Below are 17,215 nucleotides of genomic sequence, written 5' to 3'. Positions count from 1 at the left end.
TGGCTTGGGAACTCCCTCAGGCGGCCTTCCTGCCGAGATGACCTGCCCGGCTCAGCATCTTGGCCCTTGCGCTGTCGTTCGAACCGCTAATGGGCGAGAAGATATGATACCCTTTCGGCTTGAGACCGCAGAACGACAGGATCTGCTTTTCCGTTTGCTTGCGCGAGCCTGCGCCGTAAAGCCAGCGGAAAATCCAGCCTGGAGTATCGGCAGTCACCAGCACCTCGGCGGTCCTCCCCTCCAGCAGCTTCTCCGGAAGAGCCTTGCCTGAAACATATTTGAAAGCTTTGCCCGGCAGCAGGACGCGATCAAAGAGGCCTTTCAGTTTTGCCGGATGACCGCCCCACCACAGTGGATAGGCAATCACGACATGGTCACACCAGGTGATGTCGTTCCATAGCGCCTGAAGATCCGGTTCAAGTTCGGGAGCGTTCTTGAAATCGGAAGTGCCGAAATCCGGGTCGAATTTCATCTCAGACAAATGCAGAACGCGCACCTCATGGCCCTTCTTCAATGCGTTTTCAGCATATTCACCGGCCAACGCACCGCAAAAGGAGCCCTTCGCCGGATGTCCGTCGAGGATCAAGATCCGAGTCATGTTCACATCCATTTTTTCGAATGAAGGTCAAACCATAAAATTGACCACGGTCATTTTTTGACATCGATATGCTCTGATGTCAAGAATTATTTGACCGCGGTCAATTTTAAGAGGTTTCATGACACGCAAGCCGCAACAACGCAGCATCGCCACCCGGGCCCGGGTGCTTCAGGCAGCCAAAGACTTGAGTCGTTTAAATGGACTGGAACAGGTCACTGCCGAAGCAATTGCACAGGAAGCCGGTGTCGCCAAGGGAACGGTTTTTTCCCATTTCGGCGACATGAACGGGCTGTTGACCCATGTTCTGCTCGACCGATTGAACTCTCTGCGTTCAAATTCGGACGGATCCGACAATCCACCGGAAGCCCTGACGGATCCTGTCGGACTGCTGATGCACAGGATGATGGCGCTGATTGGAGTTATCACCGACAGTCCGACAGTCCTGAGATTGTTTTTGGACAATATAGGCGTCACAAAACCGACTTGCGCTGCAGAATTCGTCGAAGCACTCGACGCCCTTGATACTGAATTGACTGCTTTTCTGGGGCGCTGGCAAGGCTCAGATGCATTCACCCCCCTGCTCCGCAAGGACCGTTCGCCGGAAGAAATGACGGACGGATTGATCGCCTTCATGATCCATGGAGCAATTCTGCTCAAAAGCCATCAAATGACGGACACTACGGAATTGGAACATCGTCTTCGGCGGCATGTCGAAGCGTTCGTTCTTGCTCAATAGCTGTCCCTGTCGTCAAACACGGGAGCCGCAGATCTGCACGTTTGGGATTTGCGATTGCGCGGAAAATTGAAATCAACAAAATCCGGCTTCACGCTTCCACCGGAAGCTCACCGGGCCAGGAAACCACATGGTTTTCATAGTCTTCCAACTGCATTCCGTCTTCAGACACCGTCCGGTTGCGAACAGAAATCCCGGCAGCATGAACAGTTTCCCGGTCACCGGAAACAAGTGGATGCCACCAGTAAAGATCCTTCTGCTCGCGCACCAGCCTGTAGGCGCAGGTAGGTGGAAGCCATGAAAGAGTGCGCACTTCATCCGGCGTCAGTTGGATGCAATCGGGAACGGTTGCAGCCCGATTTTCATAGTCCTTGCACCGGCAGGAGCCACTGTCGAGAAGCGTGCAGGCAACATCCGTCCAGACGATCTCCCCCGTGTCCCAGTCTTCCAGTTTGTTCAGACAACACCGGGCGCATCCGTCACAAAGCGACTCCCATTCCTCCGACGTCATCTCGTCAAGAGTCTTGGTCTTCCAGAACGGCAAAACACCGCTTTCCTTATCAGATATCATTCTTATGCTTTGCCCATGCCGAAGGCGGATATGGCGGAACATTCCAAGTGTTCCGGAACGGTCCGAAGCGCCTGCGCCTATCATGCTATATTCCGCACGGCAAGTCAGGAGAAACGCTCCGAAATCGCCCATGGTATTTTCGCAAGAAAGATCAATAAACTGGGAGCAAATTGCGTCACCCGCCCGGCCCGGTTTTCACATACGGAAAAAACCGGTAATTTGAAGAAATCTGTACTGATCCGGAGATCAAGTTCGCGTGGAAGACCAGCGACAATCAAGTGACATGAAAGGCGCTCCGAAGCCTCGCAAGCGCGACCGCATTCGCCGGTTCTTCCTTGCGATTGATGCAATAGTCGACACGGCTCTCTGGCGCAGCGGCGCCGCGATCCGCCGTGTTCTTGAGGGATATGACGCCTATTTGCGCCGGTTTCGTGCAAAAGGTATCTGGCGTGGTCTGGCAGAACTTTCCTCCGACGGACTCACCTTCGGGCTGATCGGTTTCGTTGTGGTTCTGGCATTCGCGCAGCCGGCCTTTGAGGCAACTCGATACGCGGATTGGAAAACAACTGACGATTTCGCAGTTACGTTTCTCGACAGGTTCGGCAAGGAAATCGGCCGCCGGGGAATTGTGTTGAATGACAGCGTCCCCCTGGAGGAAATTCCCGATTCCCTGGTCAAGGCAACTCTTTCTACTGAAGACCGTCGCTTCTTTTATCATTTCGGCATCGACTTCATGGGAACCTTCCGTGCCATGGTGGAAAATGCCCGTGCCGGAGGCGTTGTCCAGGGTGGCTCCACCCTCACACAACAGCTCGCCAAGAACCTGTTCCTGACCAATGAGCGCAGTCTGAGCCGCAAGATCAAGGAGGCTTATCTGGCGCTTTGGCTGGAGGCGAACCTGTCGAAACAGGAGATCCTGAAACTCTATCTCGACCGCGCCTACATGGGTGGCGGTGTCTTCGGTGTGACCGCCGCCGCCGAATTCTACTTCAACAAGAATGTCAGGGAACTGACACTTGCTGAAAGTGCCATGCTCGCAGGCCTATACAAGGCGCCGACAAAATATGCCCCACACATCAACCTGCCTGCAGCCAGGGCCCGCGCCAACGAAGTCCTGACAAACATGGTCCAGGCGGATCTGCTGACAGAGGGCCAGGTGATCGGCGCAAGGCGCAACCCCGCGCTTGCGGTCGACCGTTCCCAGGAACAACTTCCGGAATACTTCCTCGACTGGGCGCTCGACGAGGTCAAGAAACTCGCAAGACGCAATCCCGCGCTTGCCCGGGATCGCATCGTGACCGTTCGCACAACCCTGGACCCAGCCCTTCAGCGACAGGCTGACCTAGCGGTAGAAACCATACTGCGTGAAAACGGCAAACTGCGCGAAGCAAGCGAGGCCGCACTGGTCTCCATGATCCCCGATGGCGCTGTCGTTGCCATGGTCGGTGGCAGCTCTTACGGCGAAAGCCAGTTCAATCGCGCGGTCGACGCATTGCGCCAGCCTGGTTCCTCTTTTAAGCCGTTCGTTTACATGACCGCCTTCATGAACGGCTACGCACCCGATAGTATCGTTCCCGACAGGCCTGTTTGGATCGGCAACTGGTCACCGAAAAACTACTCCCGGCGCTATCGCGGCCCTGTCACACTGAAAACAGCCCTGACGAAATCGATCAACACCATTCCCGTCCGGCTTTCTCTCGATTTCGGCCGGGAAAAGATCATAGAAACGGCCTATGCGATGGGCCTGACACACGAGCTCGAAAACTCGATTTCCCTGCCCATCGGCTCTTCGGAAGTCTCCGTGATCGACATGGCGTCCTCTTACGCATCCTTTGCAAACGGTGGTTACAGAGCGCCTGCCTACGCCATTCTGGAAGTCAAGAACAGCGATGGGAAGGTTCTCTATCGCCGTGAGCAGGAGCAGCCGGAGCGCCAACGGGTTCTACCTGAAGACAAGGTGCACCAGATCAATGACATCCTGGTCAACGTGGTCGAGGCAGGCACCGCCCGAAGAGCCCGGATCGACGGTGTCGTCGCTGGTGGCAAGACCGGTACGACCAACGCGTACAGAGATGCATGGTTTGTCGGCTACACGGGTAATTTTTCAACCGCTGTCTGGTTTGGAAATGACGATTTCACCTCCACGCGCCGCGTCACCGGTGGCAGTCTGCCGGCCATGACCTGGCAGCTGTACATGGATTATGCCCATAGGGGGATCGAACTTGCCAGGATGCCAGGTGTCGAGGCCGAAAGCCTTCCCCGTCTTGCCAGCACGGAACCGACAAAACTCTCTGAAGCCCAGGCGATCAAGTCTCAGCCTCGAGTCCTGAAACGGCGCACACAGGACCTGTTGCTCAGGATCGGCAAGGATCTGCGACAATTGATTGAACGCTCCAGTGCAAAGGCTGCCCCGGATAACACTTCTTCTCCGACAGACTATGCGGCGGCCCAATGACAGATGCCTCCACGCGACCACCGGCGCCCGCCCACAGCGAAGCGGACTGGTATCAGGAAAGACTTCCACGGGCGATACGCCCACACCGCAGCCATCCGCTGCGCACTCTCACGGCCGTCACGCTTGTTGTCGCCCTCGCGTCGCTGCTTGGGATCAGTTCAGCATACCTTGTCATAGAACGAGAACAGCCGCTCGATGCGGTTTCTATTGGTCCCTGGCAGGCCTATCCACGCGCAGGAACGGCAGAAGCTGATCCTTACTCTGTGGCTATCTATACTCGCGGCGCCGTCATTCCGCTTGCGTCTGGTGAAGGCCTCGCTCTGGTCGCGCGGGAAGACAGCACCGGACATCTTCTGGACCCGACCTGCATCTACAGAATCTATGGACAGACGCCGTCCGCGAGACTTTGGACCATGACTGCAGTTGATGGTCATGGCCGTTTGGTCGAAACCCTTCCGGGTCGAGTTCATCTGGCGAGCCAGAACCTGCTGCGAAATCCGGATGGAAGCTTTGACATAACGGCGGCCACCAAACCTCAGTCCGGAAACTGGCTGCCCCTTGCCGCTAGCGCGAGCGCCAGCGACGGATTGCGCTTCGTCCTGCGGCTTTACGATGCCCCGGTCACAACCGGCGCAGCCCTGGATGGCGTCAGCATGCCTGCAATTGAAAGGCAGGGCTGCCCATGACGCTCTCCCCCCGCTTCAATCTGACTGTTGGCGTTCTTGCAACGCTCTGCCTGGCGGCAATCATTCACATCCTCGTTGTGTTGAGCATTCCCCACAACGTGCAACACAGCGCGTTTGACAATGTCGCAAAACATGGGCCGGATAGGCAGTTCAATCTGTTGCCGGACTTGAAACCCGGTCAAGAAGTTCTTCCTGACCTGGACCCAGCGATGAAGCATGCCGCCTGCCGCTTTGAACTTGCGGACGGACCGGTACTGTTTGACGCGAGCATTCCGGTTTCCTTCTGGTCGATCGGTTTGTTCAACTCCGCCGGAGAAGCAGTCTACAGCCTCAACAACCGTACAGCAGGCGCAGAGAGGCTCTCCATGCTGGTGATCACGACCGAGCAATTGTCGATACTGCGCGAAAATCCTCCTGAGAACCTAGAAGACCTGATTGTCATCGAAACCAATGAGATCAGTGGTTTCGCCCTTTTGAGGGCGTTCGTCCCGCACCCGTCGAAGGCCGATACTGTTGATAAGGCATTGATGGCAGCGAATTGCGGAACGATGGGATAGCCAGTTGTCCGCCGACGACTTTCTCAACTGACGAGATCAGCCTGCAGCGTTTTCCTTGCGCCGCAAGACGTCGTTGTCTGGGCTTCCCGACATTTCCCCTGCTACTGAAGTCAGACGCTGATCGTCTTCATTTCTCAGTTCCGCAGGTGCCAGCGGCCCCAGGGCATCGAAAAGATCTGTCAGCAAATCCCGGTACCGTCGCCAACGTCCGATGGATGAACGAAAAATTGGTCTACGAACCTGCAGATTGGAGAAAGTGGTAACCGGACTGTCTCCTTTGTAGAACTCCAGGCACTCTTCTTCCCACGGAAGCCCGGCCTGGGCCAAAAGGTCCCGGCTTTCCGTCTCCTGACTGTGAACGAGATCCTCATAAGAGAGACGGTGGAGTTCTACCGGCAGAACCTTGGTCCAGTGTTCCATCAGATCGGTATAGGTCCTGAAATAACGTCCCACCGACTTTTGTGAGATGCAATAATTGTGCGCGGGTGAAAGCGCATGCGAAAGCAGCGAGATACTTGTATCTGCAGGACACCTGACACAGTGAATGAATGCCGCCTTGGGAAAGAGCAGCCCCATGAGCCAAAGCATCTCAAAATTGTGAGGCATCTTGTCCGTCACACGATCAGAACGCCTGTCATTGCTGTCCAGGACTGTAAGATAGTTCCGGGCAATGCGTTTGAAGTCCCGTGGGTCCATGCTCTTCAATCGGAATTCCAGAGCCGAAGAAGGAGCCCGGGTTAGTCCGATGTCCTGCTGCAGATGCCGGAAAAATGGAATTTCCGCTCCGCTCGCTACGCTAGAATGACGGCTGAAAATCTGTTCCACCAGAGTGGTTCCCGATCTCGGCATGCCAAAAATAAAAATTGGCCGCTCGCTTTCGTTGCCGACTTCCAGACGACTGGAAAAGAAGTCCTCGGAAAACACCTCCTTCATGAAAGCTATGCGCTCTTCATGTGCCGTATTGTCGAACTCTGCATATCGAAGCCGTCTTGCGCTCCGATAATGCTGAACGGCTCGCAATGAATCACCGAGATCATAATGTACCTTTCCGGCGGCCCAATGCAGATTGGCCTGTTCAGGCGCGGCGAGCTCCCTGGCGTTCTTCAGCAGATCTTCAATCAGATTGAGTTCATCCGGTCTATCCTGATAGGTACGTGTCATGGTCAGGCACTGGAGCGCTGAAGGTAGTTCTTTCCCGACAGCGACGGCTCTTTCGAACCATTCGACAGCTTCTTCGATTTTGCCAATCGTGATTTCAAGTTGCCCCATCCCAACCAGCGCATAGCCATTCTCCGCATCGAGTTTCAATGCTCTTTCAAAGCTCTGGCGGGCAAGAACCGGCTGTCTTTTCAAACGGTAAAGATCTCCGATCTGCGCATGGAAATCGGCGACTTTCGGTCCAAGGGAAACGGCTTTTTTCAAAGACTTATGAGCAGCGTCAAGGTCGCCCACGTTCATGAGGGCCAAACCGAGTAGCTGATGCACCTGGGGATGTTTTGACGCCTTTCGTGCCGCTGTCTGAAGTCGGGCAATGGCCAGTCCGACATCACCAGTCTGATAAGCGGCAATGCCGAGGGAAAAATTCGCCTGTGGGTTATGCGGCTCCAGCCGAAGCACTTCTTCAAAAAGCTCGAACGCCAAGGAGATCCGACCGGCGTGTTGATGCGAAAGAGCTGTCTGGACGAGTCTCTCAACTTCCAAGCTCATAGTAGCTCCACTAAACCATGCGTTAGCGACGAGATGCTGTGAATTTGACGGTTATGACCGATCACTACAAATCACTTTACCGATATAGTTGCGAATAATCATATCGGCAATTCATAATTGCAGATTCTTTAGGCGGTGAACCAGGAGAATTTCCGGTCCGATCGAATTCGATCGAAACTTCGCACAGGACGCAGAAGACGTTATTGCAACCACTTTGTAAGGGTGGACAGTCAGTCAATTTTGGAAAGAGTGGCATTCGCGCAACTTGAAGCCTTTGAACGATGGATTTGCCTGGTTGTCTTTCGACGAACCTTCACCATAGCTACCAAGTGTCGTGTAACTGTGCCGAAACCACTCTAAATTGTCGCAATTTGTAACACACGGTAAAGTGTGATTGGCGATTTCACACCCATGTGAGGCTGCGCTCGAAGTGAATTACTTCTTCACAGGAGCGCGTTCAGTGCTCCAGCCTGTATAGATTCTCGACTTGAGAACCGGCTTTTCCGGTCCGTAGCGGCTTCCGGTTTCACAACTTGCCTCTGCCAGCCTGACCTGGCCTTCCAGCTCCCGAATGGCATTGTTGACCTTCCAAACCCGATCCTGACTGGGCGTTTCGATCTCCAGTCCTTTCAACGCCTTCTTATAAGCGATGATCCTGTATCGGAGTGCCTGACCAACCCACTTGATCATGACCCGGTTTTCCCAAACACGCGCTTTGGCGCCTTCGTAGGTTTCTTCGGTGGTGACCGGCGTGTTCTGCAGGACGCGCAACCGCTCATCATCCGCGGTTCTTACCCGCAACGCCACCTCACAAAACGGCATAACCAGCTCCGCATCACCGCTGGCATCTGCCGCAATCTTGTCATAACGGGCATTGGAAGATCGGAATTTGTCCGAGCGCAGAAAGATCAGGTAGAGATCTGGCGGCACACGGCCTTCGGTTTCCGGCAGCACCCGTGTCCGCGACAGCTCCACCATTGTTCCCCCGATCCAGTCCTTCGTCCAAGGTGGGCGGATCAGTGTCCAACCGCGGTTGCGCATCAACTTTTCGTCGTCGGTGTAGTTGAACTTGGAGACCGGATCTCCGCGCAGCCGCGCAGCTTCGTCACCGGCAGCCGGCATCAAACGATCATGGATCACTGAAGGTTTTGCACGATCGAAGTCCCCGGTCGGACGGGTGCAGGCAGACAGCGTGACAGCCAGGAGAAAGCAGGCCGCATAGGCTGCTCCCGTGCTGCGCCAGCACCCCTCCCTTTTTTCAGGTGCCGGACCTGGATTAACTGCTCTGCCAATGCCCATCGGGCTTTTCCCCAACCGCTTGCGGTAAAAGCTGACGCGGCTGGAAAGGCTTGGACCGTCAGTCCTTGTCGGAACCAGCAGGTCCAGCTGCTTTTCCGATGGTCGTGATTCGTGCGGCAAGATCAAGGTCGTGCCGCTCATAGCGGACACCTGGGAAGAGGATAACTTCCCCCGAGGTCTCCCGGCTGGTTGATCGTCGATGGTTAGAACGATGGCCCACACGAGCAGTGGGCCGCTGTGCTGTTGCAAAATCCAACAAGGTGCCCATCGTCTCCTCCTTCGGTTCCAGTTCCCGGTCCGGCGTATTACCGGCAAGGAACCGTCAAACGGGCGACGCATTACTTCCTGCAGGTTCATTAAGAAGCTGTCAGGGTTAATAGGATGCTAACGCTTTTGGTCCAATTTGAAGCAATCTAGTTTTGCCGGTCGATCGGTCTTTTGTATTTTGTAGACGGGTGTCATGCGCCAAAGCCAACGCTTCAATCAGTCTCGGCCATCTTCAGCGGCTTCTTCAAATTCTTCCAAGGGAACACCAACCGAGGCAAATGTATTGCTCGCAGCGACTGAGCTGTTTGCGGGTAGAGACAGGCATGACGTTGAAGATAAAAAGATTTTTCTGGAACTTGCCCGGAATCTGCTTTCCTCGACACCTGCAGTCGACCGGCGCCGGATCGCCAGCCTTTTGGTATCTCATCCGGAAATGCCGGACGAACTATTGGAAACCCTGGCAGAAGACGAAGATGCCCTGACCGCGTATCCGGCGCTTCGATACAGTCCAAGGCTTTCTGTGGATCTCCTGCTTCGGATAGCTCAAACAGGGCCGGACACATTAAGAAAAGCAGTCGCCAACAGACCGTCTTTACGCGAATCGGTGATCAGCGCCTTGTGTGATCACGCAGGCGCAACCGTCATTCGCATTCTTCTGGACAGAAACGACATTCTGCTGACAAGAACCCAGCAAGCCAAACTCAGCCGCAGAAGCGACATCGTCGCAACGCTGGGGCTCGAACTTGCAGGGCAGGACGCTCTCAATCCGGACGGTCTCATGGGCCAGTTCATACATCTGCCGCAGCAGCTCAAAGCAAAAGCGATTGCGGCGGCAGAAATGACCAACCTGGTGAAACAGGCTCAAACACCGGGTGAATTGGATGGAAGGCGATTGGACGGAGTGCAGTTGCGACTGCAGGACGCAATCATCGAGCAGGCATTGCTGCAAGACCGACCTCGTTTTGCCGACCTTCTTGGTCAGGGGCTGGGTCTTTCACAAGTAACCTGTGATCTGCTGCTGCAACGGGATCAGATCGAAGGCCTTACCATCGCGCTGAAAGCGCTTGGTCTGTCGGCCCATCACGTGACCACAATTCTCATACGCCTGTTCGGATCGCAATTGCCGCTGACGGAGCTGCGTGATCTCCTACGTATCCACCGGACACTCAGCACGGGAGCCGCTGAAGTTCTTGTCGGTCAGTGGATCTTACAGGAACAGAACACCCACCATTCATCTTCCCACTTCCAGCCCCAGTATCAGGAGGGGCGACAACACAGGGAAGATACCGGGAGCGGTTCAGCAGACAGGACGGACAAAAGCGCCGAAGGATCTCAGCTCTAGAATCGGAAGATGCCTTTGCCCGGATCCGCGGGGACCTCATCCGCCAGAGGCAGGTCAACCTCCCCGTTGCGGGCTTCAATCTCAACCAGCCAGTAATCGGGGTCCATGCGAGCTTCACTGGTCATGCGTTGCTTCAGCGCTTCGCGATCAACCTCTGACAGGATTTTCTCAAACAGCCGTCCTTGAGGAAGATCGCTGAACATCGCCTGTGGTGCGGGACCATATAGATCCAGGGCACCATTCAGTCGATCCACGCAGACAAAGACAGCACCTGCTTCTGCAGCGCCCTTTTTGGAGACGGCAGCAAAACCGCCTTCTCCAAATACCTTGCGCACCATGGCACTGACAAAAAACTCTGATGTAACCCGCATGAGTATTCCTGGGCCGAGATGAAAACCTATGTGATCGGTCTGTTAGTCGGCGTGACTTACGTCAGAACAGCGATACGGGCAACTGGCGCGCAATTATCCAGACAGCTTGCGTCCGCTAATCATTTCCAGTCGCTCAATCATTTTCGTTCCGAGTTCACCGGTCAAAGGCAAGCCACGATCCAGCTCAAATCGCTTGATTGCGGCAGTTGTATTGCCTCCCATGACACCATCCGGCTTAAGCGGGCCGTATCCCAGTTCCGAAAGAGCTTTTTGAACGCGCAAGAGTTGCGGGTCCGCATCTACAACATTCCCCCCCTGCGCGACATCATTGCCCTGAGGCACAGTTCCGGCCAGACCCGGCTTGGCCCTTGGCACCGGAATTTGAGCCTCCAGCGGTGCGTCCCCATGCAGGAGAACCAGCGCAAGCAGGGCCTCGTTAGCCTTGCCTGTTTCAACCTGTCCTGCCCGGCGTTCGAAAGCACGAATGGCTCTTTCCGTTGCCGGTCCATTCAGACCATCCAGAGGTCCGGCATAGAGACCGGCCCTTCTCAACGCAATTTGCAGATCCAGAACCAGGCTAGAGATTTCCTGGATCTGCAGTCCGCCACGACGCCCATCGGGTTCGGGAAGTTGCAGCGAGTCCGGACGGTCACGGGTCGCGAATATTGGCGCGGGATGCCGCCCTGGCTGTAAGCCGACCGCATTTGCGATAATCAGGCACGCCGTCAGCCCCATGACCACGGATCCGCCCGCCGCAACCGGATTATCCAGCGCAACGTGGCTTGCCTTTGCCATGAAAGTTTCGGGTGTCTTCACCTGGCTCGTCTTTTTGGTGGTCCTGGCCATTCTGCCACCTATGCCGTTTTCGCGAGTGTCAGCAACTCGCCTGCAGGTTCAGTCGGTCTCGTCGGCAAGGACATCATCACGCTTTCGCCCTGACCGAGCGAATTGTGAACAGCAAGGCTCCCTCCGATGCGACCCAGCATTCCACCGGCGAATTCAAGTACAGGGCCTGAATTCGCTGAGTTCCAGTTGAGGCTCGAGTGTCTGTTCTTCACTGAAATTACCAGCTGCAACCCGGCTTGAGAGATATCGCCCGACAACTGGATTGCCGCTCCGCTTCCGGCTGTTTCGATCATGTCAGACAAAATGAAGCACAAGGATTGTCGCAGAACCTTTCGATCCGCTCTCTGATTTGCCACGTCCCGATCGATATCGATCTCAATCGATACACCCGACTGCATGGCCACCGGCGCTAACAGCTTTTTGCAATTCTCAAGGCAGGTTCCCACCTCCACGGTACTGTGATCCGTGTCCCGGTTTTTCGCCCTGCCGGGTACGGTTTCCAGGACAGAGGTCATCGCGGACAATCCCTCATCGCACGATGATCTCAGATGTTGGATCTCGTCACGGACGGCGTTCCCCCGGGATTCAGCGGAAAACTCAAGCCTCGAAACGCTTGAGCGAATCTCGTTGAGGCTCTTCTTTGCCTCATCTCCCGCCTTCTCAACGAGCGTCCAGGAAACTTGCGCGACTCTCGGATCCTGACTTTCAGGTATCGCAGCACCGGAACCGGAATTAGTTTTATCCTGAGCTTTGATGACAAGCAGCAATTTGCCAGCTTCTGCCAGTGAACCAGAGGCGTCTCTGATAGGCCGAAGACTGAATTCGAGCTCCCTGTGTTCGGAACTGCCAACTTCTCCCGGCTTTGTGGCACCTACCCGCAGTCGCACCGAAAACACCGACGACACGCCGCTGTGCCGTGCCTCAGAGAGCTTGGTCAGGTAGAGAGGCCGGTCTGCAACGTGCAAGCGTGGAAACAGCCAGTCTTCACTGCCCGTCGGCGTCGTCCCGAGAAGATTGCTGACCGCCCCGCCCATGACGTGAACTTGTCCGTCCTGATCCAACTCGCACAGGACTTCGGAAACATTCTGGCTTATCAGGCGTCGTTTTGCTTCAGACGCCGAAACGGCTGTTTTCGCGAGATTTCTGTCCCTGGAAATGCGGTAGGCGATCATTCCTGCGTAAAATATCGCTGCAATCGAAGAGCAAAACTGGGTTGCTGCGGACATCGGAGCCAGCTGACCGGCCACTGGCGATAAAAACGTTACAGCAGCAAGAAGCGCAGCGCAGAGTGCAGTGACACCTGCAGGAATTCGTCGATCAGTCGCAAAGGCAGCCTCAATGGGTGGCATCAGAAGCCACAGGAGCGCGAAAGAACTGCTGCCGCCGGTCAAAAAGCAGACCGCAGCAACAAAGCAGGCAAAGAGCCCCGAGGACATACCAATCGCGCGGTCCAACGCCCCCGACTGCGACAGGTAAAGTGCCAGCGGCCATTGGCTCAACATCCAGGCCAGCACCAGGAGCGTTGCCATATGCGGAGCGCCCCCCAGTGCCAGATGCAACGGCAACACAAACAAGGCTATCGTGCCACTGGCAAAGCAGCTGATCAGGAAAGAACGGTGCAGAGGTGCCGAAAAAGGATCGGCAGCAGCGTGCGGATGAATCATGGCATCAACACGATCCAGTCCATTACGCCAATTTTTATTGAATAAATTCAAAAGGTTACGCACTCTACTCTACCACACAACAATCACGGAAAAAACCGTTCGCAACTCTTGGATAGATATTGTCCGCCGCAGCACTTAAGGAACGATAAAGGATGAATCCATTTTACGAAAAAAATCTAAAAGCCGTTTCATTTCAGCCACTTGCGGAAGACGCGTAAAATTTGAATCAATTTATGAGAATATTCGACTTAAATATCTGATTTATTTTACGAAAATTACGCCACCCGACTCAACCCGGAATTCTCATGTCCCTGCTAGCTTGATCCCACAACAAGCGAGCCGGCAACGCAAATGGCGCGCAAATCGAACAGACTATGGGTAGCGACATGTTCTTTCTTCTGAGGACGGCCTTCTGGCTTACCTTGGTGCTGGTGCTGATTCCGCTCGGATCGGAACAGGAAAGCCCACCAAATGAAGCAGTGGATCCCGTATCCGCTTTTCTGGCTGCACAGGCAGCTGTTACCGACATCGGCAGCTTTTGTGAACGCAACCCGCAAGCCTGCGAGACCGGCGGCGATGCCTTGTCCGTCATTGGCAGCAGGGCGCGCGACGGTGCTCGGATCGTTTATGAATTTCTCGACTCGCAAGTTGCTGGAAAGTCAGACCCTGACGTCCTTGTTACAGGCTCCACGCCTTCGCCCCTGCCGGGTGCAACCTTGGTCGCAACATCTGACACGCATTCCTACAACCCGGTGTTCAAACCGGCTTCTCTTGTCGAAACAGTTTTTGGGCCCGTGCCTCGGCCCAAGCCACGCTCAGGCTAAGAAACCTGAGTAAAAAAGCCGTTCAGCACCTACCGACCTCCTGAGTGTGAAAACGGTAATTGCGCCCCGCTGGCGCGGTGTTCGAGATCAACATCGCGAAGACAGCTTTACTACAGCGGAGTTTTCCGTTGCGCCGCAGATGGACAGCTGCCCGTTTCATCTGCGGCGTTTTTTCTTTTTCGTATTTTTCCAGCCACTTGTGTCTTTACCAGTAATATCCGGTCGCTCATCATTTGCACTTTGTTGCCCGCAGGCTATATGAAGGCGGAAAGACCTTCAAAGACCGGTGACATGACGACAACTTTCAACGAAATCATCGAAACGTTCGACTTTCTGGACGACTGGGAAGACCGTTACAAATATCTGATCGATCTCGGCAAGGAATTGCCGGAACTTTCCGACAGCGAACGAACCGATGCGAACAAGGTACGCGGATGTGTGTCACAGGTCTGGCTCATCACGTCCATCAGCGCCGGAGCAAATGGCGCACCGGTCCTGACATTCAAGGGCGACAGCGACGCATTGATCGTTCAGGGGCTGGTGGCAATTGTTACATCGCTGTTCAATGGCAAAACCGCCCAGGAAATCCTGGATACCGACGTTGAAGGCGTGTTTGCAAAGCTAGGGCTTCAGGAACATCTGACACCTCAACGTTCCAACGGTCTCAGGTCGATGGTCGGCCGAATTCGCAGCGATGCGCAGGAAGCTCTTGCCGAGGCCTGAGATCGGCTACCTGTTATCTCGGATGTAACGTCTCGCGGCACGGCGGAAGCCTCGAATTGATGGTCGAGAAGGTGAGCTTTTCAGCTTACCTTTTTCATGTCGGTTCTCAGCAATGGACTATCCGTCCAACCAGTCGATCATCTTGTACGCAAGACTTGCCTTCGCATCTTCTTGCAGAAAGTGAGATGCGTTCGAGATGGTTTGATGAGGCTGGTTCTGAGCGCCCGGCAGCGCCTGAAATTGCTTGTCTATTCCTCGGTCTGCCAGAAATGGATCCTTGTCACTGAAGAGTGTCAAAACCCGCAAATCAGCCTTCCTTAACGCTTCCCAGGCAGCGACGCCCTCCCTCAGATCCGTGCCGACAATTTGCGGCATGACACGTGGTGCCGCCATGTACCGGACACCCGGAAACGGAGCACGATAGGCTTCAAGCACCTCTTCTTCGAGGCGATGCACCGTCAGGATCTGCATGATCCCGCCGATATCCGGCGACGGATCATGATGAAAATAGGAAGCCCAGTTACCGTAGCTCTGTTTTGCAGCCAAGGCATCCAGGCTTGCCCTGCCCGCGAGGAAACGCATGGCCTTGAGCATCCTCGGCATGATCACTTGCCCCAGTCCCTTGACGTCGGCCAGTGCGGTGTTCGCGAGGACCACCTTCGAAAGCCAGCCCGGTCTTTCTGCCAGCACCCGCAGCCCGATCATGCCGCCCCAGTCCTGCATGAAAGCGGCGGCGCTTGATATGCCGAGTTCACGAACGAAACTGCACATCCAGGCCACTTGGGCACGATAGGAAATTTCACTGTCGGCCACCGGCTTGTCCGACTTGCCAAAGCCGATCAGGTCGGGTGCGATGACCCGATATCCAGCCCGCACAAGTACAGGGATCATGTGCCGATAAAGGTAGCTCCATGAGGGTTGACCGTGCAGAAGAAAAATCACTCCACTATTGTCCTGGCCCTCATCGACATAGTGCATACGCAGCCCACCGACATCGATGTAGTTGGCCTTGAAAGGATAATCCTTGAGGTTCTTGAACGCCTCATCGGGAGTGCGCAGGAAATCCACCGTTCTCGTTGCAGTCATGACACTCTCCCGTGCGTTATGCGAAGTCGACCGCAGACACGACCTGGCCACGCATGTTGTTATTAAGAAGAGCCAGATAGGCCCTGGCGGTGTCGGCAGCAGAAAGGCCACCCTCCGACGGCATGCCCATTCTCTCCATGGTTTCCTTGACATAGATTGGCGAGACAGCGTTAACCCGGATCGTATCCGGCAATTCGGTCGTTGCAGCCCGCACAAAGCGTTCGACGCCGGCACACGCCATTGCAATTGCACTTGCTCCTGGAAAGTCGGTGTGTGCCGCCGGTCCGGTCGTAAGGGTGACGGAACCGCCGTCTGAGAGAAACCTGCAGCCGATCCGCACAAGATTGGCTTGTCCGAGCATCTGCACATTGGCGGCATTGAAAAATTCCGCATCGGTCAGTCGGTCCAGCGGAGCAGCGACGCTATTGCCAGCGGTTGAGATGATCGCGTTCAACGACCCTGCCTTTTCAAACAACGCGTGAATTGACCCAGGTTCGGCGAGATCAACAATTGTGTCTCCAGAACGTCGATTTGCTGTGATGACTTCATGCTGTCCTTCCAAGGCGGTGCGGACCGCTGAACCAATGGTGCCCGAGGCACCCACTACGAGTATCTTCATCTTTCTCTCTTTTTCTTACTTACATGAAAGTAAGTATAAGTTTATGACTTGATTTCGGATGACCGTGGCGGGCGAAGAAATCGCAGATTGCTCCGCCCTTTAATGATGTCGTTGAATTGTCTGGGTTATGCGTTGGTCATCAGCATCAATGCAGTCGACTTCCTGCCGCGTCGATGTATCCCTTCTTCAAATCGGGAACAGTCGCTCCCCACTTTGGCAGACCCCGCGCGAAAGGTTAGAAGCAAGTGGCTTCCTTACATGAAAGTAAGGCAAATTCGAAATCGAGACGCGTCAACGAAGTCCCTCCGCCCATTCCACCAGCAGTCCGGACATTTGAGATCTGGCAACATCCTTGTCCGACACGTGCTGGATACTCGTCATGAGTCCCATCATCATCACGTGCGCGCGAACCGTTTCACGTTTCGGATCGATGTCCTGCCTCACTTCTCCGTCCGCAACGGCTTCCGAGATCGCAGCAAGAATGATCTCTTCGGCTTGCTGATAGAAGTTGTATGACATGTCCCGCACCTCTTCGGGCAGGTCCGTGTCGAGAGCAAGCATGGTGCAGGTGTTCAGCGCCTGATCGTCCGACGGATTCTCAGGCCAGAAAGATGCATCAAGGGCCGCAATGAACCCGTGGAAGTCGTGCCTGTACGCCTGGTGCAGGGCTTTCAGCCCAGCAATCTGCCGCAGGCTGAACTCCCGGATGACCTCGATCGCCAATGTTTCCTTGTTGCCGAAATGATAGTGCAGGTTGGCACGCGTCGTCTCCAGCACCTTGGCGATGGTGCCAAAATTCAAGCGCGCATACCCGCCGCGCAGAAGCTGGTCTTCCGCGATCTTCATGATCTCGTCTTTCATAACGTC

17 protein-coding genes are annotated in these 17,215 nt (G+C 55.0%); 7 read left to right on the top strand and 10 right to left on the bottom strand.

The window, feature by feature from the left end; all coding sequences use genetic code 11:
* Positions 1-16: 16 nt before the first annotated feature.
* The gene (locus tag ABLQ08_RS19990; protein ID WP_352945514.1) at positions 17-598 is read right to left on the bottom strand and encodes an NAD(P)H-dependent oxidoreductase; all 582 of its coding nucleotides are present in this window, start codon (positions 596-598) and stop codon (positions 17-19) included.
* A 118-nt stretch (positions 599-716) separates the two neighbouring features.
* Between ABLQ08_RS19990 and ABLQ08_RS19985 the strand changes: the two genes are divergently transcribed.
* On the top strand, positions 717-1,334 hold the full coding sequence (locus ABLQ08_RS19985) for a TetR/AcrR family transcriptional regulator (RefSeq protein ID WP_352945512.1): 618 nt from the start codon (positions 717-719) through the stop codon (positions 1,332-1,334).
* Positions 1,335-1,422: 88 nt separating this feature from the next.
* Here ABLQ08_RS19985 and ABLQ08_RS19980 read toward each other — a convergent pair whose 3' ends face one another.
* Positions 1,423-1,902 (bottom strand): YcgN family cysteine cluster protein, encoded by a 480-nt coding sequence (locus ABLQ08_RS19980; RefSeq protein WP_352945510.1) that lies wholly within the window; start codon positions 1,900-1,902, stop codon positions 1,423-1,425.
* A 283-nt stretch (positions 1,903-2,185) separates the two neighbouring features.
* On the opposite strand from ABLQ08_RS19980, the gene ABLQ08_RS19975 reads away from it, so the two are divergent.
* The 3 genes from ABLQ08_RS19975 to ABLQ08_RS19965 are packed head-to-tail and all read left to right on the top strand — an operon-like array spanning position 2,186 to position 5,600.
* Positions 2,186-4,357 carry a transglycosylase domain-containing protein gene (locus ABLQ08_RS19975; protein WP_352945604.1) on the top strand — a complete coding sequence of 724 codons (2,172 nt, stop codon included), beginning with the start codon at positions 2,186-2,188 and terminating at the stop codon, positions 4,355-4,357.
* A complete protein-coding gene (locus tag ABLQ08_RS19970) occupies positions 4,354-5,043 on the top strand; it encodes a DUF1214 domain-containing protein (RefSeq protein WP_352945509.1) in 690 nt (229 codons plus the stop codon). Before ABLQ08_RS19975 ends, ABLQ08_RS19970 begins: the two co-directional genes overlap by 4 nt.
* On the top strand, positions 5,040-5,600 hold the full coding sequence (locus ABLQ08_RS19965; protein ID WP_352945507.1) for a DUF1254 domain-containing protein: 561 nt from the start codon (positions 5,040-5,042) through the stop codon (positions 5,598-5,600). Before ABLQ08_RS19970 ends, ABLQ08_RS19965 begins: the two co-directional genes overlap by 4 nt.
* A gap of 36 nt (positions 5,601-5,636) precedes the next feature.
* Here the strand turns inward: ABLQ08_RS19965 and ABLQ08_RS19960 are convergent, their stop codons facing one another.
* The gene (locus tag ABLQ08_RS19960) at positions 5,637-7,307 is read right to left on the bottom strand and encodes a tetratricopeptide repeat-containing sulfotransferase family protein (RefSeq protein ID WP_352945505.1); all 1,671 of its coding nucleotides are present in this window, start codon (positions 7,305-7,307) and stop codon (positions 5,637-5,639) included.
* 435 nt (positions 7,308-7,742) lie between these two features.
* The gene (locus ABLQ08_RS19955; protein WP_352945503.1) at positions 7,743-8,747 is read right to left on the bottom strand and encodes a hypothetical protein; all 1,005 of its coding nucleotides are present in this window, start codon (positions 8,745-8,747) and stop codon (positions 7,743-7,745) included.
* A gap of 409 nt (positions 8,748-9,156) precedes the next feature.
* Here ABLQ08_RS19955 and ABLQ08_RS19950 point away from each other — a divergent pair, with 409 nt between their 5' ends.
* Positions 9,157-10,215, top strand: coding sequence for a DUF2336 domain-containing protein (locus tag ABLQ08_RS19950; RefSeq protein ID WP_352945501.1), 1,059 nt, complete (start codon positions 9,157-9,159; stop codon positions 10,213-10,215).
* Here ABLQ08_RS19950 and ABLQ08_RS19945 read toward each other — a convergent pair.
* From ABLQ08_RS19945 to ABLQ08_RS19935, 3 genes are all read right to left on the bottom strand, one after another.
* A complete protein-coding gene (locus ABLQ08_RS19945) occupies positions 10,212-10,586 on the bottom strand; it encodes a DUF1491 family protein (RefSeq protein WP_352945499.1) in 375 nt (124 codons plus the stop codon). The two genes, ABLQ08_RS19950 and ABLQ08_RS19945, sit on opposite strands and share 4 nt — an antisense overlap.
* Positions 10,587-10,679: 93 nt before the next feature.
* On the bottom strand, positions 10,680-11,432 hold the full coding sequence (locus ABLQ08_RS19940) for a peptidoglycan-binding domain-containing protein (protein ID WP_352945497.1): 753 nt from the start codon (positions 11,430-11,432) through the stop codon (positions 10,680-10,682).
* 8 nt (positions 11,433-11,440) lie between these two features.
* A complete protein-coding gene (locus ABLQ08_RS19935; RefSeq protein ID WP_352945495.1) occupies positions 11,441-13,096 on the bottom strand; it encodes a hypothetical protein in 1,656 nt (551 codons plus the stop codon).
* Between the two features lie 386 nt (positions 13,097-13,482).
* Between ABLQ08_RS19935 and ABLQ08_RS19930 the strand changes: the two genes are divergently transcribed.
* On the top strand, positions 13,483-13,920 hold the full coding sequence (locus ABLQ08_RS19930; protein WP_352945494.1) for a DUF5330 domain-containing protein: 438 nt from the start codon (positions 13,483-13,485) through the stop codon (positions 13,918-13,920).
* Positions 13,921-14,211: 291 nt separating this feature from the next.
* Positions 14,212-14,643, top strand: coding sequence for a SufE family protein (locus ABLQ08_RS19925; RefSeq protein WP_352945492.1), 432 nt, complete (start codon positions 14,212-14,214; stop codon positions 14,641-14,643).
* A gap of 117 nt (positions 14,644-14,760) precedes the next feature.
* On the opposite strand, the gene ABLQ08_RS19920 is transcribed toward ABLQ08_RS19925, so the two are convergent.
* The 3 genes from ABLQ08_RS19920 to ABLQ08_RS19910 form a co-directional block, all read right to left on the bottom strand.
* Positions 14,761-15,729: a haloalkane dehalogenase gene (locus tag ABLQ08_RS19920; RefSeq protein ID WP_352945490.1), complete on the bottom strand. Its 969-nt coding sequence runs from the start codon at positions 15,727-15,729 to the stop codon at positions 14,761-14,763.
* 16 nt (positions 15,730-15,745) lie between these two features.
* The gene (locus tag ABLQ08_RS19915) at positions 15,746-16,348 is read right to left on the bottom strand and encodes a short chain dehydrogenase (protein ID WP_352945488.1); all 603 of its coding nucleotides are present in this window, start codon (positions 16,346-16,348) and stop codon (positions 15,746-15,748) included.
* A 291-nt stretch (positions 16,349-16,639) separates the two neighbouring features.
* Entirely contained in the window at positions 16,640-17,194 is a 555-nt protein-coding gene (locus tag ABLQ08_RS19910) for a TetR/AcrR family transcriptional regulator (RefSeq protein ID WP_352945486.1), read from the bottom strand.
* Between the last annotated feature and the right edge of the window lie 21 nt (positions 17,195-17,215).

The organism is Roseibium sp. SCP14 (genome assembly GCF_040329475.1).
Taxonomy (GTDB): domain Bacteria; phylum Pseudomonadota; class Alphaproteobacteria; order Rhizobiales; family Stappiaceae; genus Roseibium.
This window is presented reverse-complemented; position numbering and strand designations above follow the sequence as displayed.